The sequence below is a fragment of the Alteromonas marina genome (assembly GCF_000808575.1).
GTDB lineage: Bacteria > Pseudomonadota > Gammaproteobacteria > Enterobacterales > Alteromonadaceae > Alteromonas > Alteromonas marina_A.
Genome location: NZ_JWLW01000010.1, coordinates 96,207 through 121,584, shown reverse-complemented (window position 1 = coordinate 121,584; position 25,378 = coordinate 96,207). Strand labels below are relative to the sequence as shown.

Annotated in this window: 26 protein-coding genes; 10 read left to right on the top strand and 16 right to left on the bottom strand. The window is 45.0% G+C overall.

The window, feature by feature from the left end; all coding sequences use genetic code 11:
- Nucleotides 1-6: 6 nt before the first annotated feature.
- The 6 genes from panB to sfsA all read right to left on the bottom strand — a co-directional run bounded on the left by panB (nucleotide 7) and on the right by sfsA (nucleotide 5,170).
- Nucleotides 7-801: a 3-methyl-2-oxobutanoate hydroxymethyltransferase gene (panB, locus tag RJ41_RS05535; protein ID WP_014977593.1), complete on the bottom strand. Its 795-nt coding sequence runs from the start codon at nucleotides 799-801 to the stop codon at nucleotides 7-9.
- A gap of 57 nt (nucleotides 802-858) precedes the next feature.
- The gene (gene folK, locus RJ41_RS05530) at nucleotides 859-1,356 is read right to left on the bottom strand and encodes a 2-amino-4-hydroxy-6-hydroxymethyldihydropteridine diphosphokinase (RefSeq protein WP_014951000.1); all 498 of its coding nucleotides are present in this window, start codon (nucleotides 1,354-1,356) and stop codon (nucleotides 859-861) included.
- Nucleotides 1,349-2,668: a polynucleotide adenylyltransferase PcnB gene (gene pcnB / locus RJ41_RS05525; RefSeq protein ID WP_039217995.1), complete on the bottom strand. Its 1,320-nt coding sequence runs from the start codon at nucleotides 2,666-2,668 to the stop codon at nucleotides 1,349-1,351. The genes folK and pcnB overlap by 8 nt, the downstream gene beginning before the upstream one ends.
- A gap of 98 nt (nucleotides 2,669-2,766) precedes the next feature.
- Nucleotides 2,767-3,690: a tRNA glutamyl-Q(34) synthetase GluQRS gene (gluQRS, locus tag RJ41_RS05520; RefSeq protein WP_039217993.1), complete on the bottom strand. Its 924-nt coding sequence runs from the start codon at nucleotides 3,688-3,690 to the stop codon at nucleotides 2,767-2,769.
- Nucleotides 3,691-3,763: 73 nt separating this feature from the next.
- On the bottom strand, nucleotides 3,764-4,213 hold the full coding sequence (gene dksA, locus RJ41_RS05515) for an RNA polymerase-binding protein DksA (protein WP_014950997.1): 450 nt from the start codon (nucleotides 4,211-4,213) through the stop codon (nucleotides 3,764-3,766).
- 240 nt (nucleotides 4,214-4,453) lie between these two features.
- Nucleotides 4,454-5,170, bottom strand: a complete 717-nt coding sequence (sfsA, locus tag RJ41_RS05510) for a DNA/RNA nuclease SfsA (RefSeq protein WP_039217989.1) — start codon at nucleotides 5,168-5,170, stop codon at nucleotides 4,454-4,456.
- Nucleotides 5,171-5,394: 224 nt separating this feature from the next.
- On the opposite strand from sfsA, the gene pepB reads away from it, so the two are divergent.
- A complete protein-coding gene (pepB, locus tag RJ41_RS05505) occupies nucleotides 5,395-6,678 on the top strand; it encodes an aminopeptidase PepB (RefSeq protein ID WP_039217987.1) in 1,284 nt (427 codons plus the stop codon).
- A 198-nt stretch (nucleotides 6,679-6,876) separates the two neighbouring features.
- On the opposite strand, the gene RJ41_RS05500 is transcribed toward pepB, so the two are convergent.
- Nucleotides 6,877-7,059: a hypothetical protein gene (locus RJ41_RS05500; protein ID WP_014950994.1), complete on the bottom strand. Its 183-nt coding sequence runs from the start codon at nucleotides 7,057-7,059 to the stop codon at nucleotides 6,877-6,879.
- A gap of 558 nt (nucleotides 7,060-7,617) precedes the next feature.
- Here RJ41_RS05500 and RJ41_RS05495 point away from each other — a divergent pair.
- The gene (locus RJ41_RS05495) at nucleotides 7,618-8,220 is read left to right on the top strand and encodes a YhgN family NAAT transporter (RefSeq protein ID WP_039217984.1); all 603 of its coding nucleotides are present in this window, start codon (nucleotides 7,618-7,620) and stop codon (nucleotides 8,218-8,220) included.
- Nucleotides 8,221-8,802, top strand: a complete 582-nt coding sequence (locus tag RJ41_RS05490; protein WP_039217981.1) for a YjaG family protein — start codon at nucleotides 8,221-8,223, stop codon at nucleotides 8,800-8,802.
- A 156-nt stretch (nucleotides 8,803-8,958) separates the two neighbouring features.
- Here RJ41_RS05490 and rsmD read toward each other — a convergent pair whose 3' ends face one another.
- Nucleotides 8,959-9,630 carry a 16S rRNA (guanine(966)-N(2))-methyltransferase RsmD gene (gene rsmD / locus RJ41_RS05485; protein WP_084081762.1) on the bottom strand — a complete coding sequence of 224 codons (672 nt, stop codon included), beginning with the start codon at nucleotides 9,628-9,630 and terminating at the stop codon, nucleotides 8,959-8,961.
- A gap of 66 nt (nucleotides 9,631-9,696) precedes the next feature.
- Between rsmD and ftsY the strand changes: the two genes are divergently transcribed.
- From ftsY to ftsX, 3 genes are read left to right on the top strand one after another with little or no spacing between them, the layout of a single operon-like run.
- Nucleotides 9,697-11,376, top strand: coding sequence for a signal recognition particle-docking protein FtsY (gene ftsY, locus RJ41_RS05480; protein ID WP_039217979.1), 1,680 nt, complete (start codon nucleotides 9,697-9,699; stop codon nucleotides 11,374-11,376).
- Nucleotides 11,377-11,402: 26 nt separating this feature from the next.
- Nucleotides 11,403-12,116 (top strand): cell division ATP-binding protein FtsE, encoded by a 714-nt coding sequence (gene ftsE / locus RJ41_RS05475; protein WP_039217976.1) that lies wholly within the window; start codon nucleotides 11,403-11,405, stop codon nucleotides 12,114-12,116.
- Nucleotides 12,113-13,093 carry a permease-like cell division protein FtsX gene (gene ftsX / locus RJ41_RS05470; RefSeq protein WP_039217973.1) on the top strand — a complete coding sequence of 327 codons (981 nt, stop codon included), beginning with the start codon at nucleotides 12,113-12,115 and terminating at the stop codon, nucleotides 13,091-13,093. The genes ftsE and ftsX overlap by 4 nt, the downstream gene beginning before the upstream one ends.
- 39 nt (nucleotides 13,094-13,132) lie before the next feature.
- Here the strand turns inward: ftsX and RJ41_RS05465 are convergent, their stop codons facing one another.
- Nucleotides 13,133-14,368, bottom strand: a complete 1,236-nt coding sequence (locus tag RJ41_RS05465) for an EAL and HDOD domain-containing protein (protein WP_039217971.1) — start codon at nucleotides 14,366-14,368, stop codon at nucleotides 13,133-13,135.
- A 154-nt stretch (nucleotides 14,369-14,522) separates the two neighbouring features.
- Complete coding sequence (locus tag RJ41_RS05460) at nucleotides 14,523-15,749, bottom strand: EAL and HDOD domain-containing protein (protein ID WP_039217970.1); 1,227 nt, start codon at nucleotides 15,747-15,749, stop codon at nucleotides 14,523-14,525.
- A 627-nt stretch (nucleotides 15,750-16,376) separates the two neighbouring features.
- On the opposite strand from RJ41_RS05460, the gene rpoH reads away from it, so the two are divergent.
- Entirely contained in the window at nucleotides 16,377-17,231 is an 855-nt protein-coding gene (gene rpoH, locus RJ41_RS05455) for an RNA polymerase sigma factor RpoH (protein WP_014950987.1), read from the top strand.
- A gap of 198 nt (nucleotides 17,232-17,429) precedes the next feature.
- On the opposite strand, the gene RJ41_RS05450 is transcribed toward rpoH, so the two are convergent.
- The 3 genes from RJ41_RS05450 to pip all read right to left on the bottom strand — a co-directional run bounded on the left by RJ41_RS05450 (nucleotide 17,430) and on the right by pip (nucleotide 19,872).
- Nucleotides 17,430-18,344: a bifunctional GNAT family N-acetyltransferase/hotdog fold thioesterase gene (locus tag RJ41_RS05450; protein ID WP_039217964.1), complete on the bottom strand. Its 915-nt coding sequence runs from the start codon at nucleotides 18,342-18,344 to the stop codon at nucleotides 17,430-17,432.
- 116 nt (nucleotides 18,345-18,460) lie between these two features.
- Nucleotides 18,461-18,898: a D-aminoacyl-tRNA deacylase gene (gene dtd, locus RJ41_RS05445; protein ID WP_039217962.1), complete on the bottom strand. Its 438-nt coding sequence runs from the start codon at nucleotides 18,896-18,898 to the stop codon at nucleotides 18,461-18,463.
- On the bottom strand, nucleotides 18,895-19,872 hold the full coding sequence (gene pip, locus RJ41_RS05440) for a prolyl aminopeptidase (RefSeq protein ID WP_039217959.1): 978 nt from the start codon (nucleotides 19,870-19,872) through the stop codon (nucleotides 18,895-18,897). Before pip ends, dtd begins: the two co-directional genes overlap by 4 nt.
- A 188-nt stretch (nucleotides 19,873-20,060) precedes the next feature.
- Here pip and RJ41_RS05435 point away from each other — a divergent pair, with 188 nt between their 5' ends.
- A complete protein-coding gene (locus tag RJ41_RS05435) occupies nucleotides 20,061-20,303 on the top strand; it encodes a hypothetical protein (protein ID WP_039217956.1) in 243 nt (80 codons plus the stop codon).
- Complete coding sequence (locus RJ41_RS05430; protein WP_039217953.1) at nucleotides 20,300-20,938, top strand: DUF2959 domain-containing protein; 639 nt, start codon at nucleotides 20,300-20,302, stop codon at nucleotides 20,936-20,938. Before RJ41_RS05435 ends, RJ41_RS05430 begins: the two co-directional genes overlap by 4 nt.
- 68 nt (nucleotides 20,939-21,006) lie before the next feature.
- Here RJ41_RS05430 and RJ41_RS05425 read toward each other — a convergent pair whose 3' ends face one another.
- Nucleotides 21,007-21,891, bottom strand: coding sequence for a virulence factor BrkB family protein (locus RJ41_RS05425; protein WP_039217950.1), 885 nt, complete (start codon nucleotides 21,889-21,891; stop codon nucleotides 21,007-21,009).
- Nucleotides 21,892-22,116: 225 nt separating this feature from the next.
- Nucleotides 22,117-23,004: a methylenetetrahydrofolate reductase gene (gene metF, locus RJ41_RS05420; protein ID WP_014950980.1), complete on the bottom strand. Its 888-nt coding sequence runs from the start codon at nucleotides 23,002-23,004 to the stop codon at nucleotides 22,117-22,119.
- A 160-nt stretch (nucleotides 23,005-23,164) separates the two neighbouring features.
- Here metF and metJ point away from each other — a divergent pair, with 160 nt between their 5' ends.
- The gene (gene metJ / locus RJ41_RS05415) at nucleotides 23,165-23,497 is read left to right on the top strand and encodes a met regulon transcriptional regulator MetJ (RefSeq protein WP_014950979.1); all 333 of its coding nucleotides are present in this window, start codon (nucleotides 23,165-23,167) and stop codon (nucleotides 23,495-23,497) included.
- A gap of 163 nt (nucleotides 23,498-23,660) precedes the next feature.
- On the opposite strand, the gene RJ41_RS05410 is transcribed toward metJ, so the two are convergent.
- Nucleotides 23,661-24,896 (bottom strand): malic enzyme-like NAD(P)-binding protein, encoded by a 1,236-nt coding sequence (locus RJ41_RS05410; RefSeq protein WP_039217948.1) that lies wholly within the window; start codon nucleotides 24,894-24,896, stop codon nucleotides 23,661-23,663.
- Between the last annotated feature and the right edge of the window lie 482 nt (nucleotides 24,897-25,378).

The window sequence follows — 25,378 nt, the reverse complement described above, 5'->3', positions numbered from 1 at the left end:
ACCTCGTTACTCGAAGCTGTGTTCAGCCGATGGGAACGCACCGCTTTGCACATCTTCAATATATTTTGATACGGCTTTGCGCATATCGCCGGTTTCTACAAGGTAGTTCTTTGAGAACTTCGGCATATAGTTTGCGCTGATGCCAAACATGTCGTGCATCACCAGAATTTGACCGTCGGTATCTTTGCCTGCGCCTATACCGATTACCGGTATGGTTAGGGCTTCGCTAACCGCTTTGCCTAGCGATGAAGGCACGCACTCAAGCACTAATAACTGAATACCGGCTTCTTCCAACGCTTTCGCTTCGCTAAGCAGTTTTTCAGCCTGGCTCGCTTCGCGGCCTTGTACTTTAAAACCACCGAATACGTGCACTGACTGAGGCGTTAAGCCTAAATGGCCACACACAGGGACGCCGCGCAGGTTTAAGCCTTTGATGGTGTCGCACAACCAGCTTCCACCTTCCATCTTAACCATACTTGCACCTGCAGCCATAAGCTTTGCTGCATTGGCGTAGGTTTGCTCAGGAGTGGCGTAAGACATAAACGGCATATCGGCTAATACGAAGGCGCGTTCAGTGCCGCGACGCACACTTTTCGTGTGGTAGGCAATGTCATCGATGGTTACCGGTAGGGTGTCGTCTTCACCTTGAAGGACCATGCCTAAAGAGTCGCCAATAAGAAGGGCGTCAACGCCTTGTTCGTCGAACATTTTGGCGAAGCTGGCGTCGTAAGCGGTTAAAGAGGTGATCTTTTCCCCGGCCTGCTTTTTCTTAAGCAAGCCCGATACAGTTACTTTCTTCATGACATGTCTCAGATTGATATTGTTGGTATCGTGTGGCGAACTATACGGATTTTGCCGCTAATTGGAAGAGCGCAGGCGACGAAGTCCATCCAGCGAGCAGTTAGCGACCCATGCCGAGATGGGTTTGCCATCGTGCATAACCATATTGGGCGCAATTTCAAACAGCGGCACCATAACGAACTCGCGCTCTGCCATGCCGTAATGGGGAATGATTAAGTCTGCGGTGTCGATAGTTTCGCTGCCGTACAACAAAATATCCAAATCCAACGTGCGTGGTCCCCAGCGCTCACCTTTGCGCTCACGGCCTTCTTCTAGCTCAATGCGTTGCAGCTGCTTCAATAAGCCGTGCGGCTTTAACGAGGTCTCAATTAAGCACACCGCGTTAATATAGTCAGGTTGGTCTTGCGGCCCCATCGGTTTACTGGAATAAAGTGAAGAGGTTTTAAGTACGCGGGTGTCTTCTATTTGACCTATCGCATCAAACGCGCGCTGGGCTTTTCCTTGGCTATCGCCGAGGTTGCTACCTACACCAATGTAAACGTGCTCTTTATGCATCAGGACCTCGCTTCGCTGGTTTACGCTTGCGCTTACGCGGGGCACCTTTTGCGCCGCCCTCGCTTTTGCGAAGGGCGTTAAGCATGCCTTTCTGCTTACCGTTGTCAGCGTGCTGGAAGTGCGTCCACCACTGAGCTAGCTCTAATAGATCGCCACCTTCAATTTGGCCGCGGGCAAGTAAAAAGTCATAGCCCGCTCTAAATTTAGGGTGCGTGAGCAATTGGAAAGCGCGACGGCCAAAGCGCTTAGGTAGACGTTGCTGTAAAATCCAGATGTCCCGAACCACGGTAGAGAAGCGTTTAGGGATCATAATACGTTGTGTTTGACGTGAGATAACCTCGCCTGATGCAATATTAAATGCGTCATGAGCATTTAAGCCAGACTCGCTTTGTAAGCGTTGTGACTCTTCCTCAACCGGATACCACAGTAGTGCGGCGTAAAGGAACGCTGGCGTAACTCGCTGATCGTTATTAATACGCTCATCGGTATTAGCAAGTACGCGACGTACAAACTGCATTTCACGGCTGCTTTCATCTTTCAAAAACGGCGTTAGCTGAGGGAACAAAGGCTCGATTAAGCCGTATTCGTGCAGCATTAAGAAGGTTTCTTCTCCCTTACCCGATAAAAACAGTTTAAGGGTTTCTTCAAACAAGCGCGCAGGTGGAATGTTCTGTAAAAGGTTGGCTAGAGACTTAATCGGTGCAGCGGTTTTCGCTTCAATACGCATACCAAGCTTAACCGCAAAGCGCACGGCACGCAGCATGCGTACCGGATCTTCACGGTAGCGTGTTTCTGGGTCGCCAATTAACTCAACTTCTCGTTTTTCTATAGCGGCTAGGCCATTAGCGAAGTCTTTTACCGTAAAGTCGGCCACACTGTAATACATGGCGTTAAAGGTAAAGTCACGGCGCTCAGCATCTTCTTCAATGGTGCCAAATACATTGTCGCGAACTAATTGCCCGTGAGCGTCACGCTTTGCAATAGCTTTGCCTTTAGGAAGGTTTTCGTCTTCGTCTGACTCTTGGTGATGGCCGCGGAACGTAGCAACTTCAATGATTTCTCGACCAAAAACAATGTGGGCCAAGCGAAAGCGCCTACCTATAAGGCGACAGTTTCTGAACAAGCCTTTAATTTGTTCGGGTGTGGCATTCGTCACCACGTCGAAATCTTTTGGTTCGTGACCCATCAAAATGTCGCGTACACAGCCCCCTACCAAATAGGATTCGAAGCCAGCTCCATTAAGGCGATACATTACTTTCAATGCATTTGCGCTTATATCTTCGCGAGATATACCGTGCTCTCCACGGGTCATAGTCCTTGGCTTCAAAGCGTTAGGAGACGAACTCTCTTTTGAAAAAGCGCGCTTAACAGATTTAAAAACACGATGAATGATGATGGTATCTCCGCAGACTATAAAGGTTCGCTATAATAAGTGGATTCATGCTGTGGAACAATAATTTCGGGTGTTTTCACTACTTTTTTCCTATCCCACATTGAAATAGCCGTCTTAATCGCTGAATCAATATCACCAAATTCCGACGCATTTGGGAATGAAAAACCCAAAAAGTGCATCACACGCACGAAATTATCTAAGGCTGTTTCGTTTTTAACCGGCGCTGCGCGGTTTTGTTTACTTAGTTTTCTGCCTGGTGCCACGGCAGCTACCGGGACGTGACCGTATTCGGGAGCAGAGTAGCCCAGCGTGTGGTACACGGCGCGCTGCAAAGGCGTGACATCAATTAAATCACACCCTCTAATGACATGGTTAACTTGTTGAAATACGTCATCTAAAATCACGACAAGGTTATACGAAAATAAGCCATCTCGTCGTTTCAGCACTACGTCTTCCGCTATTAAATCAGTGCTTGAATTAGAAGGCATAACTTTGCCCATAAGCACGTCATCAAAGGCTTCAAGTTGCGTATCTACTTTTAAACGAACTGCACAGTCCTGTGTGGTGGAGTGTACTGGCTCAGTTCGACAGTGGCCGTTATAAACACCGCCCATAGCTTTAATTTGCTTACGTGTGCAGGTACAAAAATAGGCTTTTTCTTGTGTAAGTAAGTCATCGAGAACCGCTTGGTAGCGGGCATGTTGTTGGCTTTGATAGATGACGTCGCCGTCCCAATACAGGCCGTGTGCTTCTAGGGTAGTGAGTATGTCTTTATCGACACCTTTAATACAGCGAGGCTCGTCTATATCTTCCATGCGTAGCAGCCATTTTCCGCTATGACTTTTAGCATCTAGGTAGCTGGCAACAGCGGTAACTAACGAACCGAAGTGAAGTTGGCCGGATGGAGAGGGAGCAAAGCGCCCTACATAGTGGTTATGCATAATAAAGGCTTAACAAAAAGCCCCATCTTTTCGGGATGAGGCTTTCTATATCAACGTAATCGAGGCTAGTAACTTAACCTTGAAGTTGTTTTTCTTTAATTTCAGCCATGGTCTTACAGTCGATACATAAATCTGCTGTAGGACGCGCTTCTAAGCGACGAATACCAATTTCGATACCACACTGGTCACAGAAGCCGAAATCGTCTTCTTCAATTCGCTTAAGCGTTTTTTCAATTTTCTTTATTAGCTTACGCTCACGGTCACGTGTACGTAACTCAAGGCTAAACTCTTCTTCTTGAGCTGCACGGTCTACAGGATCAGGGAAGTTTGCTGCTTCATCCTTCATGTGTGTTACCGTACGGTCAACTTCTTCACGAAGTTGGTTGCGCCATGCTTTAAGCAATAGACGGAAGTGCTCCATTTGGGGCTCGCCCATGTACTCTTCGTCAGCTTTTGGCTCGTACGGCTGTAAACCTGCCAGCGCTAATAGTCCTAGGGATTTTGTTTCTTTTCCTGTTGGCATCTGCCACATCTCCTACACTACGACATCCATCTTGTCCTGATTGGACCGATATCTATATCAGACTCGACAACTTCAGGCAATCAATCGTGTCTATGTAATTATTATGCTGGTGTATTGCTTTCATAAATTAGCCAGGTGTTTTTCATTTAACCAGCTGGCTACCAGCAAACGCATTAGTGCGTTCTCCCACTAAAACAAGGCGCAAATATGAAGCCGAAATGAAAAAAATCAACCTATTTTTTATAAAATCAAAGGGAGTGTTTGATTTAATAGGATTTTTTGTTCGTCTATTATACAGCTTGCCGCTAAAACCGTTACACCAGCGTCAGCGGCAATCTTTACGCTTTCTGCATAAGTTGGATCAATATGCTCGGCCACTTGTACACTTTCGATGGCGGTGTGTTGTACGCAGAATAATAGATTGGTTTTTATGCCACTGTCAGATAAACGAGCAAGTTCTAAACAGTGCTTCGCGCCGCGTTGAGTGACTGCGTCGGGGAAGAACCCTTTGTTTTCATCTGCTAAGGTGACGGACTTAACTTCCATATACTCAGTAACACTCTGATGTTCGGCATTTTTTCGACTTAATGCAAAGTCGAACCGACTATTGGCGGTTGGCGGTGTTACTTCTGCTTTCCAATCCGTGATGTCTGAAAATTCGCTTAGCACCTTGTTATCTAGCGCTTCCGCCACCAGTTTATTAGCATTGTGCGTATTAATGCCGATGAAGTGGCCATCAAATGTTTGGGCTAGCTCCCATGTATACTTAAGTTTTCGATTAGGGTTGGTGGACTCACTTAAAAAGACAGTGTATCCAGGAACAGCACAGCCAGTCATAGCGCCAGTATTTGGACAATGTGCAGTTACAATAGTGCCGTCGTCTAACTCAACATCGGCAAGAAATCGCTTGTACCTTTTTATAAGGGTGCCGCGTAATAAGGAAGGTGAAAACTTCATGTGTCGCCTTTTTTAGAATGTAGGTGAAAACACGTTAGTGTGTTTCGCTAATTGATATGTGTGTTTTTGAACGAGCACGTATAGCGTATGCGCTTAGCGAACAAAGCGTATGCGGTGAGCGAACAACAAGCGCAGTCAACAAGGCGCCAAAGAGTAACAAACATTTATGCAAGCGCAAAAAGCGCTTTGCAATAATATAACGATGTAATAAGGAATAAAACGCGATGGCAGAGTTTACCGTTAGCCTTTCTAGAAACAGTGCTGAAGCAGTGTGGGGCGAGAGTGCTAAGCTTTCTTTCACTGAATCAGGTGCAGTTATTCACCTGCCCGACGACAAGCTTAACGAGCGTTTAATTCAGCAAGCGGCAAGAAAGCTAGATGGCTTAAGCTTGCCAGCAGTTACGCTAAGCGGCGATTGGCACAAAGAGCAGCAGTGGGCTTTTGCACTTAGCTTCACGCGTGCCCGCAAACCAGCAACAATAAAATGGGCCGAAACGGCTGACAAAGAAGCGCTAGAGCAAGAATATGCGGCGTTACTATTTACCCGTCAGCTGGTAAACGAAACACCTGAAGATTTAAGCCCTGAAACCTTAGCAACCCGAGCAGCACAGTGGCTTAAGTCACTGGGTGGTGACAAGGTTACTTACTCAATGACGGTAGGTGAAGATCTTAAAGAGCAGGGCTGGATTGGCATTTATAATGTGGGCCGCGGTAGTGAACGTCCGCCTGCAATGCTGGTACTTGATTACAACCCAACAGGTAATACGGGTGCGCCGGTTGATGCCGTGCTAGTTGGAAAAGGCATCACGTTCGACAGCGGTGGCTACAGCATTAAATCAAGCGAAGGCATGTTAGATATGAAATGTGACATGGGCGGCGCAGCGACGGTAACAGGGGCATTAGGGCTATCTATTACTCAAGGCAGTGAAAAGCGTATTCAGCTTATTTTGTGCTGTGCAGAAAACCTTATTAGCGGTCACGCTTATAAGTTGGGTGATGTGCTTACTTACAAAAATGGGGTAACCGTTGAAGTGGTTAACACCGATGCAGAGGGACGTTTGGTGTTAGCTGACGGCTTAATGGCAGCAACTGAGACGGGCGCGCCGTTAATTATTGATGCGGCAACGCTAACCGGTGCAGCAGTGGTTGCTTTGGGTTCTGATTATCACGGCGTATTCTCGTTAGATGACAATGCCCGCGAACAAATGCTCAAAGCAGCAAAAGCAGAAAACGAACGTTTTTGGCCACTCCCCCTTGAAGATTTCCACGCAGAGCGCTGTCCATCGGCGTTTGCTGATACCGCAAACAGCCGCCCGATGAAAGGTGGCGGTGGAGGCGGCGCATCAAACGCAGCGGGCTTCTTGTCTCGCTTTGTTAAGCCTGAAGGCTGGGTACATTTAGATTTAGCTGCGGCTTACCATGGCGGGGCAACATCAGAAATGCCGGTAGGGGCTACAGCTAAAGGCATTCGCTCAATCGCGAGAATGCTAAAAGACTTTAGTGCATAAAAAATCAGCTCTCGGCGGTGTGAATGGCCGTCGAACGCTGCTTGTTTTTGACTTCAACTTTTACGACATTCCCAACTCGCGTTTTATACAGTGTGATTGCGCAGCTTAAAAGCGAGTAGCGTTACTCGAACTCACATAGTTCTGCGCTAAGGATAAAAAGGCGTGATTTTGCAAAAAATCACGCCTTTCTTATGTAAATTAGATGCCGCCTAAGCGCTCGGCCAAGGTTTTATAGCGTTCAACATCGCCGCTATCGAAAAGTGGATTACCGTCGGTGTCTTTATCTTTCGAAACCAAAAGACTTTCGCGCTCAAGACGCTCTACGCGTACCTCTTGAACCCCTAAAAATGCAGCCACTTCTTTAACTGTCATCAAACTCATTGCAATTTTTCCTATTCTGATTGTTATAGTTATTGTTTTGTATTAACAAGGCCTCTGCTTTGGACAAAGCTGAACATCTTTTATCATTACATCAGAAGCGCTGTTCCTATGACATTACCTAAAAGGCGAACAAAATTCCAAGCAACTGGTTAAGATAGATTGTTGCGCCTGGTGTAACGTCTACAAGAAACATCGCGGATGTTGCTATTTCCTGCAACTACCTAATGCTGCTCTCTATTGTTTTAGTTAAGCTTATTTTTTCTTTTTTTCGAGTATTTTTAGCGATTCTTTTGTTATGTCATCTAGATATAGCGCCACTATAGCTGCGGTAACACGCCGCAATCGTAAATATTTAAAGTCACGCTAAGTGGGTAACTACCTATACGGACTGGTATAACCGCGATAAAGAATAGCCACAGAATGTTAAAAGGTGTTTTTAACTCTCATCGCTTGGTTTACCATTGCGCGCCAAAACCATCTTTCAGCATGCATCTTGAGTTATACTCTTGGGTTTATGCTTAAACTGAGTTCACGCTCTTCATTGGAGACAGAAAATAAATGGATACTTGGTCCGCTGCCGTTATGCTCTTTCTGATCATGGATCCTCTCGGTAACCTGCCGGTTTTCATGTCGGTGCTTAAATCGATTGAGCCGAAACGACGTCAGTTTATCCTTATCCGAGAGTTGTTATTTGCACTTGCTATCTTATTTTTATTCCTATTTAGTGGCCAGTCGGTACTCAACTTTTTAAATGTTGAGCAGGAAACTGTGAGTATTGCTGGGGGGATAATTTTATTTCTTATTGCGCTGAAGATGATTTTTCCATCTTCTGGTAATCCAAGTGGACTCGCGGTGGGGGAAGAACCTTTTTTAGTGCCTCTTGCTATTCCTATGATTGCTGGTCCTTCAACACTAGCAGCATTAATTCTGCTAGCTAATCAAGCGCCAGACAGGATGGTTGACTGGTCAATTGCGCTTGCTGCATCGTGGTCAATTAGCGCAGTGATCTTATTATTCTCAAATGTATTTCATAAAATTTTAGGAGAGCGTGGCCTAGTTGCGATGGAGCGATTAATGGGTATGATCCTAGTTATGATTGCTATCCAAATGTTGCTGGATGGCGTTACCCAATATTTCATGCATGCCACTGGAGCACTTTAAATGGCAAAGCAAAAACTTAATACCTTTGGGCGCGTTCGCGCCTTGGAAGGCTGGAAAGCCGTTGCATTCGGTGCTGCATTACTTGAGCGTATGCTACCCAACTACACGCTTTTTTGTGAGTTAACGGAAAGTGGTGATGCAAGCGCACTGCGCAACTGTTTAAACTTAGTGTGGGAAACGCTGAAGTCTCCTAAAAGTAAATTTAATATTGCTGTACAGCTAGAGAAAGTGGAAGTTGCTACGCCCGACACCAGCGAACACGACAATTACGGAGTTTATCCGGCCATTGATGCGGCGATTGGGTTAGCCGGGCTTCTTAACTTGATGGCGGGAGACGATCCACAAGGTGCGGTGGTGATCAGTAAATTGTCTCAAGGCAGTGTTGAAGCCTATTTACTAGAAAGTGAAGAGGCGGACGACGAGACCGTAAAAGAGCATCCGTTGATGGCGTTTGAAGTTGAGGTACAAAACGAACTGCTTGATTATGTTGAGCAAGCTAAGTACCCAGCGAAAGCGGCAGATGAGATGAAAGCCCTTGCCTTGGAAGCTGGTATCTCAAATATTGGTCTCGAACTTCAATAAATTAACGATGTGAGATTAGCCTAGCTAAAACTATTGCTAGGCTTCGTGCATGTACATGTGTAGTTCATGCGCCTTTTTCTCTAGCGCCTTTTGTTTTGCATGCCGAGTGTTTAGCCAAAACTCACAGCGAATTCAAGCTCAACTGCGCTACGTCAATCAGCTTACCTCAATTAACATATAGCGAAGCGCACTCGTTTGCTTGTCTTTAATAATCTGCCAATGGGCGGGAAGAGCGGGTGTTGTTAACGCACTTTCGTGCTCTAAATACACCACGCTACCGCTTTGAACAAGTTTGTTGTCCTCTAACGCTGCAAGCGTAGGCGCGACTAATGATTTTGCAAATGGCGGGTCGACAAAAACAATGTCGTAAGGTGTTGTGCTAATACCGCTTAAAATACCGAGTGCATCACCTTGATGGACAGCAGCCGATGCCTGGTCGTTTGCTTTTAGCAACGTAAGATTGCTGTTGAGTTGACTTGCCGCTTGTTTATCGAGTTCTATAAAATCGCAATGTGCGGCATAGCGAGACAATGCTTCTAAGCCCAAACCACCAGAACCCGCAAATACATCTAAGCAGCGTGCATCGTTGATAAAAGGCATCAACCAGTTAAATAAGGTTTCTTTATTTCTATCTGTGGTTGGCCGCAACCCTTCTGCATTAAGTACGGGTAACTTTCTACCACGCCATTGACCACCAATAATGCGTATTTGCCCAGGGCTATTTGCGCCCTTTATTTTCCCATTTTTTGGTGAAAGACGTTTTTTTGCAGAAGATGGTGCCCGAGTAGGGCGAGAAACTCGCTTCATAGTGGCTGACAATGGTATCATGCGTTCATACATTAGGCGGCAAGTGTAGCCGAAATTGCTAAGAATTTATAAGGATTTGTCCTAACGATGTCGAAACTTTTTGGCTGGTTCAGTAAGAACAAGAAAGCAGAGAAACAAAAAGCCCAAGCGGAAGAAGAAGCTCGCTTAAAGGCAGAAGCTGAAGCGCAGGCGAAAGCCCAAGCGGAAGAAGAGGCCCGCGTAAAGGCGGAGGCTGAAGCGCAGGCGAAGGCGCAAGCGGAAGAAGAAGCGCGCGCTAAGGCAGAAGCTGAAGCACAGGCAAAAGCTAAAGCGGAAGAAGAAGCCCGCCTAAAGGCAGAGGCTGAAGCACAGGCGAAAGCCCAAGCGGAAGAAGAAGCGCGCGCTAAGGCAGAGGCTGAAGCACAGGCAAAAGCGCAAGCGGAAGCAGAAGCTCGTGCTAAGGCAGAGGCTGAAGCACAGGCAAAAGCGCAAGCGGAAGAAGAAGCTCGCGCCAAGGCAGAGGCTGAAGCACAGGCAAAAGCGCAAGCGGAAGCAGAAGCGCGCGCCAAGGCAGAAGCTGAAGCGCAGGCGAAAGCCCAAGCGGAAGAAGAGGCCCGCGCAAAGGCAGAGGCTGAAGCACAGGCGAAGGCGCAAGCGGAAGCAGAAGCGCGCGCCAAGGCAGAAGCTGAAGCGCAGGCGAAAGCCCAAGCGGAAGAAGAGGCCCGCGCAAAGGCAGTGGCTGAAGCACAGGCGAAGGCGCAAGCGGAAGATGAAGCGCGCGCTAAGGCAGAAGCTGAAGCGCAGGCGAAAGCCAAAGCCGAAGAAAAGCCGAAAGAGAAAAAGTCGTTATTCGCACGTTTAAAAGAAAGCCTATCTCGTACAAAAGAGAACTTAGGTAGCGGCATAGTAAGCCTGTTTAAAGGCAAAACCATTGATGATGAGCTCTATGAAGACCTTGAAACGCAGCTGTTAGTCGCCGACGTGGGTATGGACACTACGCAAAAAATCATCGATCACCTAACCGATAGTGCTTCTCGAAAAGATTTAAAAGATGCCGAAGCCTTGCTGGAGATCATGAAGCAGCAAATGTCGGGAATGTTGTCTCAAGTGAATCAGCCTCTGTCAGAAGTGATGCAGGCCCATGATTCAAGTGAAGGTCCGTTCGTTATCTTAATGGTTGGCGTAAATGGCGTAGGTAAAACCACGACTATTGGTAAGCTAGCTAAGCAGTTCCAGCAAGAAGGTAAGAAAGTGATGCTTGCTGCGGGTGATACCTTTAGAGCGGCGGCGGTTGAACAGCTTCAAGTATGGGGCGAACGCAACGATATTCCTGTAATTGCACAGCACACCGGCGCTGACAGTGCGTCTGTACTTTACGATGCACTAGAAGCAGCGAAGTCGCGCGGCACAGATATCCTTATTGCCGACACGGCAGGGCGCTTGCAAAATAAGAACAACTTGATGGAAGAGCTTAAGAAAGTGGTTCGCGTAATGAAGAAAATTAATCCGAATGCGCCTCACGAAGTTATGCTTACATTGGATGCAGGTACAGGTCAAAACGCCATTAGCCAAGCCAAATTGTTTAATGAAGCCGTGGGCTTAACAGGCATCACACTAACCAAGTTAGACGGCACAGCGAAAGGCGGTGTTATATTCTCTATTGCTGATAAGTTCAAAATTCCTATAAGGTATATAGGTGTTGGCGAAAGCATTGATGATTTACGCCAGTTTGACGGACAAGAATTTATTGATGCGTTGTTTAGCGAAATGGACACACCTGAAAGCTAAAACCAGCAAAGCGGTAGGGAAAAATAATGATAAAGTTTGAGCAGGTAAGCAAAACCTATCCGGGCGGACAACGTGCGCTAAGCAAGGTGAATTTTCATATTGCGCCGGGTGAAATGGCCTTTTTAACAGGGCATTCTGGCGCAGGGAAAAGTACCCTGCTTAAACTTATCAGTATTATGGAGCGCCCAACCGTGGGGCGGGTTCTTATTAATGGACACGACCTTAACACTATTACCCGTCGAGATATTGCCTATATACGCCGCGATATCGGCATGATCTTCCAAAGTCACCAGCTGCTGATGGACAAGTCGGTTTTTGACAACGTGGCGTTACCGCTAGTTATTGAGGGTTACACCCACAAAGAAATCCGCAAGCGCGTAGAAGCTGCGCTTGAAATGGTAGGGCTAAGAGACAAAGCACGTTGCCTGCCTATTACGTTGTCTGGTGGTGAGCAGCAGCGAGTGGGGATCGCGCGAGCAGTAGTAAATAAACCCCCGTTACTGCTGGCAGACGAACCGACCGGTAACCTCGACCCCAAGCTTTCCATGGAAATCATTCGCTTGTTTGAAGACTTCAATCAAGCGGGCGTGTCAGTACTTATTGCAACCCATGATTTAGGGCTGATTGCTCGTATGCGGTATCGCACGCTGACGCTCAAAAATGGTCAAATGATCACCGATGGCCTTACTGATGATCTTGATGGCACAAGTTCAGCCAGCAGTGAAGGAGCCTGGTCATGAGTATGTTGTTTAAAGGGCGTGCAGAAGGGGCGTCTTCTGCCAAAGTGGGCTTTATCCAATCTATTGTGATGTTCTTTGTCAGCCATGTGCGCCAAGCGCTGGCAAGTCTTGGAGAGCTGTGGCGTCAGCCGCTGGCATCTTTAATGACTATTGGGGTACTAGGCCTGAGTATTACGCTACCTAGTACGCTTTATATCATGGTGAAAAATACTGAGAAAATTACAGCAGGCTGGGATCAGGCGTCAGAAATATCTCTGTTTTTAAAGCCAGATATCAACGCGGCAAGTTCGCAACAGCTGGTGGCACGATTAAATAGCTGGTCTGAAATAGACAGCGTTGTTTATATTCCAGCGGATGATGCGCTTAAAGAATTTCAGCACTTGTCAGGATTGGGCGATGCCATCGCCTATCTAGAGAAAAACCCACTGCCTGATGTAGTGCTAGTAACGCCAAACGAAAAACACGCGTCGCCGACGGCAGCCAAAGCACTGCTAGATAAACTGCGACAGCAGCGTGAAGTTGATATAGGTAAACTTGATATCGAATGGTTAGAGCGTTTATATGCCGTTATCGATATTGCAAGAGACTTGGTTACGCTAATAGGGTTGCTACTTTTCATCGCCGTTGTATTAATTATTGGTAACACCATTCGTTTGAATATTTTGAACAAGTACGACGAAATCGTAGTGATGAAGCTGGTTGGCGCAACCGATGCGTTTATCCATCGCCCGTTTTTATATACAGGGTTCTGGTATGGCCTATTGGGCGGACTAATGGCGTGGTTTGCCGTTATTATCATACTATGGTGGATGGATAGCAGCATCACTACGTTTGCCGCTATGTATCAGAAGGATTTCAACATTACCGGATTAACCGGTTCTGCATTGCTGACAATGCTGGGACTATCTGTGCTGCTTGGTTTACTGGGCTCACTTATCTCTGTGCAGCGTCACGTGAGAGAGATAGAGCCTCAATAAGTATCGCAAGCCCAAAGCTCGCATTACGCGTGCCAGCGGTTAAGCGATAGCACGCGGGTAGTGTGATGAAATAGCGCTGCGTACGCCGTTACCCCATATAATCGCTTGGTTATACAGCATATGCAGTTGCTTTTGGTCAATATCTAGCATCTTGGCTTGTTTTATCACGTTCATCCACAGTGCACTTTCGAATGCGCGGACAAGGGTCATATAGTTGTTCATTTCGAGGTTTTTACCTAATAATGCGTCGTTGACTTCATCAGACAGCGGCAGTTGTTTCACTATGTCAGTCATAGACTGGTCAAGCAATCCCTCAAGTAACGAGAATAGACCCACTAAAAATGATATTGGCGGGTTGTTTTTGATGCCTCTTCGCTCGGCAAGTAAGTCAAAGAACTTGGCGCGCACAAGCGACATATGAATGATTTCAAGAGGCTTCTCGTCGCCTAAGTTGGTTAAACTTAGCAACGCGATAAATTTCTTAATCTCAACTTCACCCATGTAATTGAGTGCGTGCTTAAGTGACGTGATCTTGTAGCGTTTATTGATTGTGGGGTTGTTTATGAATTTTAATAACAAGAAGCTCAGCGTAGCATCGCGTTCGATAATTTGGCTAATGCGCTCAATGTTAAAATTACTACTAGAACTTTCACCCATCAAATCTACAATATTCATTTTAGAGGCAGGAAGCTGCTTCAGTATTCGTACTTCAGGCTGAGAAAAGAAATAACCCTGGAAAAAGTCAAAGCCCAGGTCTACACAAGTAGTGAAGCTGTCTTGCGTATCAACCTGTTCGGCAACTAGCTGAACATTTGCATCGTGATAGCGAGGAATATGTTTTTCGATTGTTTCAAAGCGTGTTTTGGTGACGTCTACTTTTACGATATCGATAAGCGGGAATATATCGTGTTTTGAACCCACCATCATAGGGTCGTCAATAGCGAGCTTAAACCCAAGTTGTTTTATGTGCTGACAAGCTTCGAATAGACCGCTTATATTATCGGTTGGGTCAGCTAGTTCAACAACAATCGATTCAGGGTTAAGTGACGTTGGGAAACGAGAAATAATTGTGTCGGAAGAAAACGTAATAAACGATGTTTTCTCCCCGCTGATATCATCTAATCCTAATGGATGAAAATGTTCAGAAATATATTTCGCTTTTTCTTCACTGTGCTCTGGGTAGGCGCCAGACTTACCGTCTCGAAATAATAGTTCATAGGCAAATACACTTTTGCTTTTGTCTAAAATAGGCTGACGAGCTATGAACGCGAACATAATCTATTCCTAAGGCAACATGGTTGAACGACGTTTTTATTGGTATTTGATGGGCTTAGGTAATTGTAAGCCTAAACCCTAGTCTATGATAGGTAGGCGTTCCCTAACAAGAATTCAATGATAAATTTACCAAGATGCAGTGTGGATGCATTGGCTATTCATCTTTCAATGCCGAGCTATGAATGTGTTTTGCCCACTTAATAGCTTCGTTGTAATAGCTGTGCAATATGCTTTGCTTTATATCGTATTTATTAGCAAACTGTTGAATACCCGCCCATTTTGCTCGCTCAAAATATTGAACTAGCGTTAGACAATTACGCAAAATGCCCGGTGTGCCACAAAGCGCGTTCTTTACATCATCACTGATAGGCACTTTACTCACCAAATCGTCAATGCGCTGCTCCATCATTGCATCGAGCAGAGACAGTAGCCCAGTAAGAAAGCCTTTTAGCGGGTTATCTGAGTCTTTAAGTTGAGTAAATACCAATTCACAAAACTTTGCACGAACCAGCGCCATTTGCATGAGCTCACTAGGCTGACCATCGCTTAGGTTGGCAAGAGCGAGTAGAGAAATAAATTTCTTCACCTCTACTTCACCCATAAAGGTTAAAGCATGTTTTAGTGACGTTATCTTATGGCGCTTATTAACCATAGGGTTATTAATAAAGCGCAGCAGTAAATAGGTTAGCGAAGGGTCTCTTTCAATGATTCTGTTGACCTCATCGAAATTCAGTTTTGCTTGGCTACTTAAAGTGAGCAGTTCCATCATGGTTAAGCTGCTTGGGCCTAATTTCCTATGCCTTACAATTTCCGGTTTAGCAAGGAAGTAACCTTGGAAGTAGTCGAAGCCCATATTTTTGAATTTATTAAATTCATCATAGGTTTCAATTTTTTCAGCAACCAGCTTAATTTTATATGATTTAAATCGCTCAACTAAAGCAGGGATCTTATCGTGAGGAATTTCGGTAATATCAATTTTTACTACGCTGGTAAAAGGGATAAAAGCTTCCCATTTCCCTTTCATGTCATAGTCGTCTAGCGCTATTGGGTATCCAAGGCCGCGAATATGCTTACACGCTGCGACTAGAGCGTCATCTACATCAACCGTTTCAACAATCTCAATAACCACTTTGTCAGCATCTAGTGAAGTAGGAAAGCGGAACATCAGGGTATCACGATGAAAATTGATAAAAGCTTTTTTATCGCCAGTAATTTCCTCGATACCCAAGCTTAGGTGAGTAGATGTCAGTATTTTCGAGGTTGCTTCATCGGGAGGGATATTAGGGAAGCAGTTCTCCTCGCCAACGCGAAAAAGTAACTCGTAAGCGTAAACTTCTCGGCTTACATCAAATATGGGCTGTCTAGCGACGTAAGCAAACATGGAGTTCCTCTCTGCTTTACTTGCCTTACTCCTTTCCTTAAGAATTTCCCTTCCAGTCTTTAATTGTTCTTGTCTGGAAAATGCTATGCAGCGGTCGTAGTGCAAAATCGATTAATTCAATCTAATATTTTCAATTTCCAGAGAGAAAAGCAAGGTATAATATAATCATGTGTTCTTCGAGCCGTTAATAGCTGTTGAGGTTTCAAATTACGTTGAAATTGGGAAGGTACTAACCATCCATTATTGAATGGTAGCGAACAATCGATATTCGTTTAAATTCATATCAGTGAGATTAGCTTTCCCACTCAGGCATGTAATTAAAGTATAATACTTTCGTGGTTGAATGACTGATCGAAAGCTTGTAAAGGCTGTCAGTCTATAAAGATGTATAGCGGATTGGTAGGTGAAGCGCAAAGCACAAACATTCGATTTGGCTGGCCCAATACATCACCTAGCATACGTAAACGACGCTGAATTAGTAAAGTTGAACTTTTTTTCTTAATTTAGGTCTTGATATTATAGAAATAGTCACTATACCTACATATCGGTTAGACTTCATATCTTAATTAGGTCTCGCGCAGCTTCGGTTACTTTGCTAATATGAAGCGGCAATAAATGAGGTGAACAATGAGCAACAATTTGCAATCTATGGCCCTGTCAGTGCCACACAGCGGTAGCATTGAAGGCTACATCCAAGCTGTAAGCAGCATTGATATGCTTAGCGCTGAGGAAGAGCGCGAGTTGGCAGTGCGCCTTCGCGAAGACGAAGACTTACAAGCCGCTCGTAAGCTAGTAATGTCACACCTTCGTTTTGTAGTGCACATTGCAAAATCTTACTCAGGTTATGGCTTACCACAAGCCGACTTAATTCAAGAAGGTAACATTGGTCTGATGAAAGCCGTTAAGCGTTTCGACCCAACCGTGGGCGTGCGTTTGGTTTCTTTCGCGGTACATTGGATCAAAGCAGAAATTCATGAGTTTGTACTCAAAAACTGGCGAATAGTGAAAGTTGCGACAACCAAAGCGCAGCGCAAACTGTTCTTTAACCTTCGTAAGGCGAAAAAGCGTCTTGGTTGGTTCACGCACGACGAAGTACAAACTGTAGCGAACGAACTGGGCGTGAGTACAAAAGAAGTGCTTCAAATGGAAGCGCGTATGAGCTCTCAAGACCAAGCGTTCGACTTAACGGCTGACGAAGATGAAACGGGTAATTTCGCGCCAGTTCAGTATTTAGAAGATAAATCTTCAGACGTTGAAACTGACGTAATTAATAATGACTGGGATACCGCTGCTAGCAAGCGCTTATACTCAGCGATTAAAACGCTAGATGAGCGTAGCCAAGATATCATCGAAACCCGTTGGTTAGCAGACAACAAGATTACTTTGCAAGACCTAGCTGATAAATATCAGGTTTCTGCAGAGCGAGTTCGTCAAATTGAAAAGAACGCGATGAAAAAGCTTCAAGCAGCTATGGTCGCTTAGTGCACCCAGTATATAGCTTACAACTAGCTCAATTTTACTAAAAGCGCCTTAATGGCGCTTTTTTTATGATTGTTTTTTGCTTTTGGTGACGGCGTGTACGAAATAGTGATGCTTGGGCTTAATTCATCGACGAAACGGTCATGTGCTTATCAGAATACAGGACCATGCACATTTGAGGTGAGGCGTTAAACCATAACGCTACTCTTCTTCGTTTTTAGAAGGGGGAAGCACGTAGAATACACCTTCAAATTCTGCAACTGGAGTGTCGCCATCCAAAATTGCTACGCTTAATTCAAAACGCGCTTTGTTGTCGTTTTCTAGCGGTTTAAATTTACCAGACAAGGTCTCAATATTGCAGATTGCCCTCGGCTTCATCGTGATGGGCTTATGATAATGAATATCGCCATCGCCCAATACAATGTCACCGTCTAATCCACGCTCTTTTAGCTGAAGGTAAATCATGCCCCAGCCTGTTAATGTGGCTAAAGAGAAAATACTGCCCGCAAACATAGTGCCGTGAATATTAATATTCTTATTCAAAGAAGCACGTGTTTCTAGTGTGCGCCCTGTGTATTGGTAAAGCTTTATTCCCATATGCTCGGTGATGGGAATGGTCTCAGACCACGTTTCCTGTAGCGATTTGCACCATTTAGGGTGTAGCACTAAGGTGTTGCTATCAGTAAACTTCTTAACCATTTGCTGACGCTTGAGCATACCAAGCTCGTTGGGGGCTTCACGCTCAACTTCAAAGCCACATGCGCTAAAAAAGTCGATAGATATTTCGCGACTGTTAGTTACGGCGCGCTCGGCACCCAAGTCTTTGGCTACGTTTTCAAGTGCAGCCATAATCATTTGGCCTAAACCTTTACGCTGGTGCCCTGGATGCACGGCAATATGCCGAATTTGTGCTTCTTCCGCGGTGTTTAAATGCACACGGCCACAAGCTACAATTTCGCCATTTCTGTTAGTAATAATACGGTGCTCTGCGACTTGCTCATATTCGTCTTTTTCAGAGCCTGGAGGGAAATTCCATGGCTGGCGTAAGTGTTCCCACCGAAAATGAAAATAGGCTTCAAACTCGGCATCGCTTTTTGGCGTAACTACCTTGTACACAATAAACCAGCCTTCTTAAATGAATGAATAAGTATTTAAACGTAAGAACACATAAGGCACAAGCTTAATTATGTAAGCAAGTTTGGAATGCTGACTGAGCGTACGATTTCCCCCCGCTAAACACTAAATTGAAAGGTAACGGGGCCGTCATTGATTAGGCCAACTTGCATGTCGGCACCGAACTCACCTGTGGCTACTTTCATGCCTTTATTTTTAAGCGCTTGCACAAACTTTTCATAAATAGCTTGGCCATGTTCTGGCGATGCGCCGCGAGAAAATCCGGGGCGATTACCTTTTTGGGTATCTGCGACTAGAGTGAACTGGGAAACCACCAATATCTCTCCATCGACTTGTTCAATATTTAAATTCATTTTTCCATCTTTATCGCTAAACATACGATACCGACAGAGTTTATTCGCCAGTTTTTCTATTTCCGCTTCGCTGTCTTTTTTCTCAACACCCAAAAGTACAAGCATGCCTTGACCAATTTCGCCAATAATATTGCCGTCAACGGTGACATTGGCTTCTGATACTCGTTGGATAAGTCCTATCACTTAGATGACTCCTGAATAAAACGTGACATGTCGCGAGTGGCACGGCAAAGTGCGTAACCTATGCTGGGTTCAGATGTACTATGCCCAGCATCGGGTATAATTTGTAACTGACTCTGAGGCCATGCTTTGTGAAGGGTTTCAGCGGCTTCAGTTTTACAAATCATATCGTAGCGACCATGGATGATAGTCCCCGGAATATGGCTTATTTTTCCAATGTTATCAAGAATATAGTTTTCATCTAAAAAGCATTGGTTAGATAGGAAATGGCACTCTAGAGTTGCAAGGCAAGTGACCAGTTGCATAGGGTAATTAGCTGTAGAGTCTCCCACGCCTGGCGGTAAACTAACACGCGATAACCGCTCTTCCCACTGGTACCAGCGCTTTAACGCTGCGTGACGTAATACATCGTTGCTCGAACGTACCATTGCGCTATAAAAACGGCAGACTGCGCTGGAAGTGATTGGTGTTGGCACATCCTTAGTGAATTTACGGTAGTACTCGGGAAATAACTGAGCTGCACAGCCATTTGGCGATAAAAACCAATCCCTGTCTTCCTGTCGGGCTAAAAATACGCCACGTAGAATGAGTCCTGTCACTCGCGGCGTGTACTTTAACGCGTAAAGCAGTGCGAGTGTTGACCCCCACGAACCGCCGAATAATAGGAATTTAGGTATTGAGAGATGTGTTCGAAGCGCTTCAATATCTTCAACATTGGACCAGGTATCGTTATTAAGTGTATCGGCAGCGGGGGTAGAACGGCCGCAGCCGCGTTGCTCATAACCTATTATTCGATATTTGTTGTTATCAAAAAAGCATTTGTAATTAGGGGGTAAGCCTGCCCCAGGGCCTCCGTGGATAAAGAGCACGGGGATACCGTTTGGATTACCACTTTGCTCGAAGTAAAGCGAATGCCCACTTCCCACTTCGATAAATCCATTTTCATAGTAGGTCACATCGGGGTAAAGTCGTTTCATTTTGTTTCTGCGCGTTGTGTGAGTGCCTGTTTTAGTTTAGTTTATTGTTATACAAACGGTTGCGTGCTGACTGCTTCAACGCTGTTTATGCTTGTAAAATAAGCGATAAATCTTAAGTATATACTATAGAACAAGTGTCATTACGTGCTAGCTAATCATATTATAGTCATAAATGCGAGGATGTTGATATGGCAGGTCAAGGATCGGGCGGTAACGTAATCGCCGCAATTTGTAACTTCTTTATTCCTGGGTTAGGTCACCTAGTCCAAGGTAGAATTTTAGGTGCATTGTTCTTTTTCGTAACCGTGGGCGTATGTTATGCCTTAGCAGCTACGGTTGTGCTTGCCATCGTCTTTTGGCCTTTAGGTGCCCTTCTGCATTTAATTTGTATTATAAGCGCAGCACGTTTTAGAGGTGGAGTAACCGCATGAAGTTAATCGCATCAGCATTTGTTGCTATGCTTGCCCTTAGTGGGTGTCAGTCTGCATATTACGCAGCATGGGAAAAGGTGGGCGTTGAAAAGCGCGATATCCTAGTAGACCGGGTTGAAAACGCAAAAGAATCGCAGGAAGACGCACAGGAGCAGTTTAATTCTGCCTTAGAGGCATTTAGTGCAGCAGTTGCGTTCGATGGCGGAGAGTTAGAAGACGTTTACAACCGCTTGAATGGTCAGTACGAAGACAGCGTTGCCGCTTCAGAAGAAGTGAGTTCACGTATTGATAAAGTGGAAAGCGTTGCCGAAGCTTTGTTTGATGAGTGGTCGGAAGAACTCGAAAAGTACGAAAACGCCACGCTCAAGCGTGATAGTGCGGCAAAGCTTCGCGAAACCAAGCGTCGTTACACTTCGTTAATGACGGCTATGCGCAAAGCGGAAAGCAAAATGCCGCCGGTGTTAAGCGCGCTTCAAGATAATGTGCTGTATTTAAAGCACAATCTAAATGCAAGCGCTATTGGCGCACTGCAGGGCGAACTTTCTACTATTGAAAACAACGTTGCCCAGCTTATGAGACAAATGAATTCGGCGATTGCTGAGTCTGATGCGTTTATTTCTTCAATGAAAAACTAGCTTTTGGGCAGAGATAGACACAAAGGGAGCCAGCGGCTCCCTTTTTTATTGTAAACTTGTAGTGCTAATTATTCTTGAGGGACTTTGCGCGGTTCGTTTTCTGCTTTTCGGTTTTCAAAAGCTTCACCTAGGCTGCAGGTAAATTCAGCACCAAACAGCACAATGATCCACGACAAGTACACCCATAAAAACAGGATGGGCACCACCGCAAGCGCGCCGTATATAAGTTCGTACGAAGGAAAGTTTGTTACATATAGCGCAAAGCCTGACTTCGTTATTTCAAAAGCGATAGTGGCTACAATCGCACCTACGAAAGCATGACGAGCAAACACCCGTCTATTCGGCACCACCATGTATAAAATGGTGAATGCAAGCATGGCTGCACCGCTGGGTACAAGGCTCAGTAAGAAAGTACCAAGACCTGGCGTGTATTCTTCAGTGAATGCCGCTAATCCAGTCAAATAAGAACTGACCACTACACTAGAGCCAATCAACATAGGGCCAAGCGTGATTACCATCCAGTAAATAGCAAAGGTATACACAATAGGTCTGTCACTTTGCGTGCGCCAAATTCTATTTAAGGTTTTATCTACGTTTGATATGAGCATTAACGCAACGACAAGAAGCGACAAAATACCAATAGCGCTCATTTGCGAGGCGTTGCCCACAAAATCGGTCATGTATTTATGCACTACATCACTGGCGGTAGGAACAAAATTGCTAAATATAAAATGCTCTAGCTTGTTTCTTACCGAAGCGAAAGCAGGGAAGGCTGACATTATGGTGAAAGTCACCATGATAAATGGCACCAAAGATAACAAGGTTACATAGGCTAAGTGCCCAGCAGATATAGTAATATTGTCTTCTCTACAGCGCTTTATGAAGATGCTAAAGAGATCTCTAACCTGAGGAGTAACATTGTTATATAAGGCTTTAACCTTGTCTAAATCCACTCAATTTCTCCTGACGATACAGTGGCAACGTTGAATAGCGCGGTCTTATCTATGCACACTGGTATAAGGCATCGATAGTTCATTACATGTATATCAGATGGTAACTGCGGGCGGCCTTGGTGGCAAAGTTTAATGCAGGTTTAAGACAACAAAGGCGCATTGATTGCGCCTTTTGAGGAGTGAATCATGCAAAAGTGACATCACTCTTGTGATAATTGTTATTTATTAAGCGCCTGAACGCACGCCCAGCATGTGGCAGATGGCGTAACTCAATTCACTACGGTTTAAGGTATAGAAATGGAAGTGTTTCACCCCTTCTTTAGCCAATACCTTTACTTGGTCCATGGCAATGTTAGCACCTATCAGGTTACGGGTGGCTTGGTCGTCGGCATCAAGGCCGTCGAACATTTTGTGCAACCATCCCGGCACATGCACGTTTGTAAACCCAGCAAATTTCACTAATGTTTGATAGTTAGTTACCGGCAAAATACCCGGAACTATATCTAAGTCGACACCAGCTGCAGCTGCACGGTCTCTAAATCGAAGGTAAACACTGGTATCGAAGAAGAATTGGGTAATCGCTTCTGTAGCGCCTGCTTCTGCCTTTCGCTTTAGGTTTAGCAAATCAAACTGTGCATTTGGCGCTTCAGGGTGCTTCTCTGGATAGGCGGCAACAGAAATATCAAAATCGGCAACGTCTTTTAGCAAGGCAACAAGATCAGAGGCGTACATCTCTGTTTTCTCTACCCCTGGCGGTAAATCGCCACGAAGCGCAACAATACGGCGAATGCCTGAATCCCAGTAGTCTTTAGCAATTTGTTTAAGTTCATCTCGGCTAGCATCAACACAGGTCAAGTGAGGAACAGCTGCTACACCGGTTTGCTGTTGAATACGCTTAACTACGTCGTGGGTTCTGTCACGTTCACCGCTATTCGCGCCGTAGGTTACCGACATGTAGCTTGGCTTTAGTGGCGCAAGGCGTTCAACCGACTTCCACAGGGTCTGTTCCATGGCTTCCGTTTTAGGCGGAAAAAATTCAAAAGATACATCAATATCACGCAGTTCCGATAGGGACTGGTTTAATGCATCGATACCTTGTGCGTAAGAAACCATGGCTTTTTCTCTCAAAAATGTATTCTTATAGACGTTTAGACGTCTAAATTAAAGAATATATGTCTAGACGTCAAGAGGTTTACACTGCTCAATTGACCTTTTCGTGAACTTGTTTAGAATTTCTCTTCATAATATAAAAAGAGTAGACCGAGTTAGTACAATGGCAGAATGGAACGGTAAATATATTCACCCCTACGCAGAGCACGGGAAAAAGAGCGAGCAGGTAAAGAAAGTCACTGTCTCTATACCTATTAATGTGCTTAAAGCACTTACTGATGAGCGTACCCGCCGCCAAATCAATAATTTGCGTCACGCCACTAATTCGGAATTGCTGTGCGAAGCGTTTTTACACGCATTTACCGGGCAACCTTTGCCTAACGATGATGACTTGCGTAAAGACAATCCTAATCGCGTGCCGGCTGAAGCAAGACGTATTATGGAAGAAATGGGTATTGACCCTAGCTTCGAAAACGATGTGTCGGAAGACGACTGATATTTAGTATTAAAGAGAAACGGCGCTTTGTTGTAAGTTATTGCTAGTTGATAACCTACAACACGGCGCCGTTTTTTATGTACATGTATTCTCTACGCGCACTTTTTAGCAAATAAAGGTTGAGCACTAGCCCCTCCATTTTTTTGCCTTATGCGCCAGAATTTTATTCTTCTGGGCTTTCAGGTACGCGTGCAACACCAGATTCAATAGCAGCCTTAGACACGGCGGTAGCAATACGCTCGCATAAACGCGGGTCCATAGGTTTAGGAATAATGTACTCTTTGCCAAATGTTAGATTAGTACTCTTACTGGCAGCTAGTACTTCTTCTGGTACAGGCTCCTTCGTGATAGCACGAAGGGCTTCTACTGCCGCTACTTTCATTTCATCGTTAATGGCTGTTGCACGAACATCTAGTGCTCCACGGAAAATAAACGGGAAACACAGTACGTTATTAACTTGGTTAGGGTAGTCCGAACGTCCGGTAGCCATAATAAGATCTTTACGTACTTCGTGAGCAAGTTCAGGCTTTATCTCAGGGTCTGGGTTAGAACATGCAAATACAATTGGGTTTTCAGCCATCAAGGCCAGTGTTTCTGGAGGTAAAACATCCGGTCCAGACACACCAACAAAAATATCCGCACCTTCCATTACGTCTTCAAGCGTACGCTTGTCAGTATTGTTAGCAAATAGCTTTTTGTGCTCAGTTAAGTCTTCGCGACGAGTATGGATAACGCCTTTTCTATCTAGCATATAAATACGCTCACGCTGGGCACCACACTTAATAAGCAGTTCCATACAAGCCACCGCTGCTGCGCCGGCACCCATACACACGATTTTAGCGTTCTCTATATTTTTGCCCTGAATCTCCAAAGCGTTAAGCATACCCGCTGCAGTTACAATTGCGGTACCGTGCTGGTCATCATGAAATACAGGAATTTTACAGCGCTTAATTAGCTCTTGTTCAATCTCAAAGCATTCAGGCGCTTTAATATCTTCTAGGTTAATGCCGCCAAATGTGTCGGCGATATTCGCTACCGTATTAATGAACTCTTCTGTTGTACGATGCTTCACTTCAATGTCAATAGCATCCAGGCCAGCAAAGCGTTTAAACAGAAGGGCTTTTCCTTCCATAACAGGTTTCGATGCCAGTGGACCTAGGTTACCCAATCCTAAAATCGCGGTTCCGTTACTGATAACGGCAACTAGATTTCCTTTACCCGTGTACTTATAGGCGTTATCTGCATCTTCGGCTATTTCTCTGACCGGTTCGGCAACGCCTGGGCTATAGGCAAGAGCAAGGTCATCGACGCTATCGGCTGGCTTAGATAACTCTACGCGGATTTTTCCAGGTGTGGGTTTGGCGTGATAATCGAGTGCGCGTTGTCTAAAATCTGACATGTAAAAAGGTATCCTTAGATGTAGGGTTCATCGGTGTTTTCGTTCACGCTCTGTAGCTATTTTATTGTCGTTATAGTTATAGGTAGATAAACGTAAGCGCGTTACAACCAAGTAATGACAAAAGTGATAATAAATAGTTGTTAGCACTAGGACTTGTTGATCTTTGTTGTACAGCAATCATCAATAGGCCCTAAGGTGGCATGTGAAAAAGCAGACTAGGCGTTAACCTTTACTGATTTTGTTCACATACCTTAATGGATAAAGGCCTCAGGTTTATGTACCAAAAAGCGCCATAAGTCTTGAAAGTAACGCATTATTCACAGGATTAATGCTCACTATCAAAGTGCCGATAGCAACTCTAACACAGCCAATCACTGTGTACATATCTGATCAGAATTCTCATATACCAATGTAGGTTAGGCATACTAATTAGACCAGTAAAATGGGGCTATAATTGCCATTCATGCTATTTATTTTGCCTT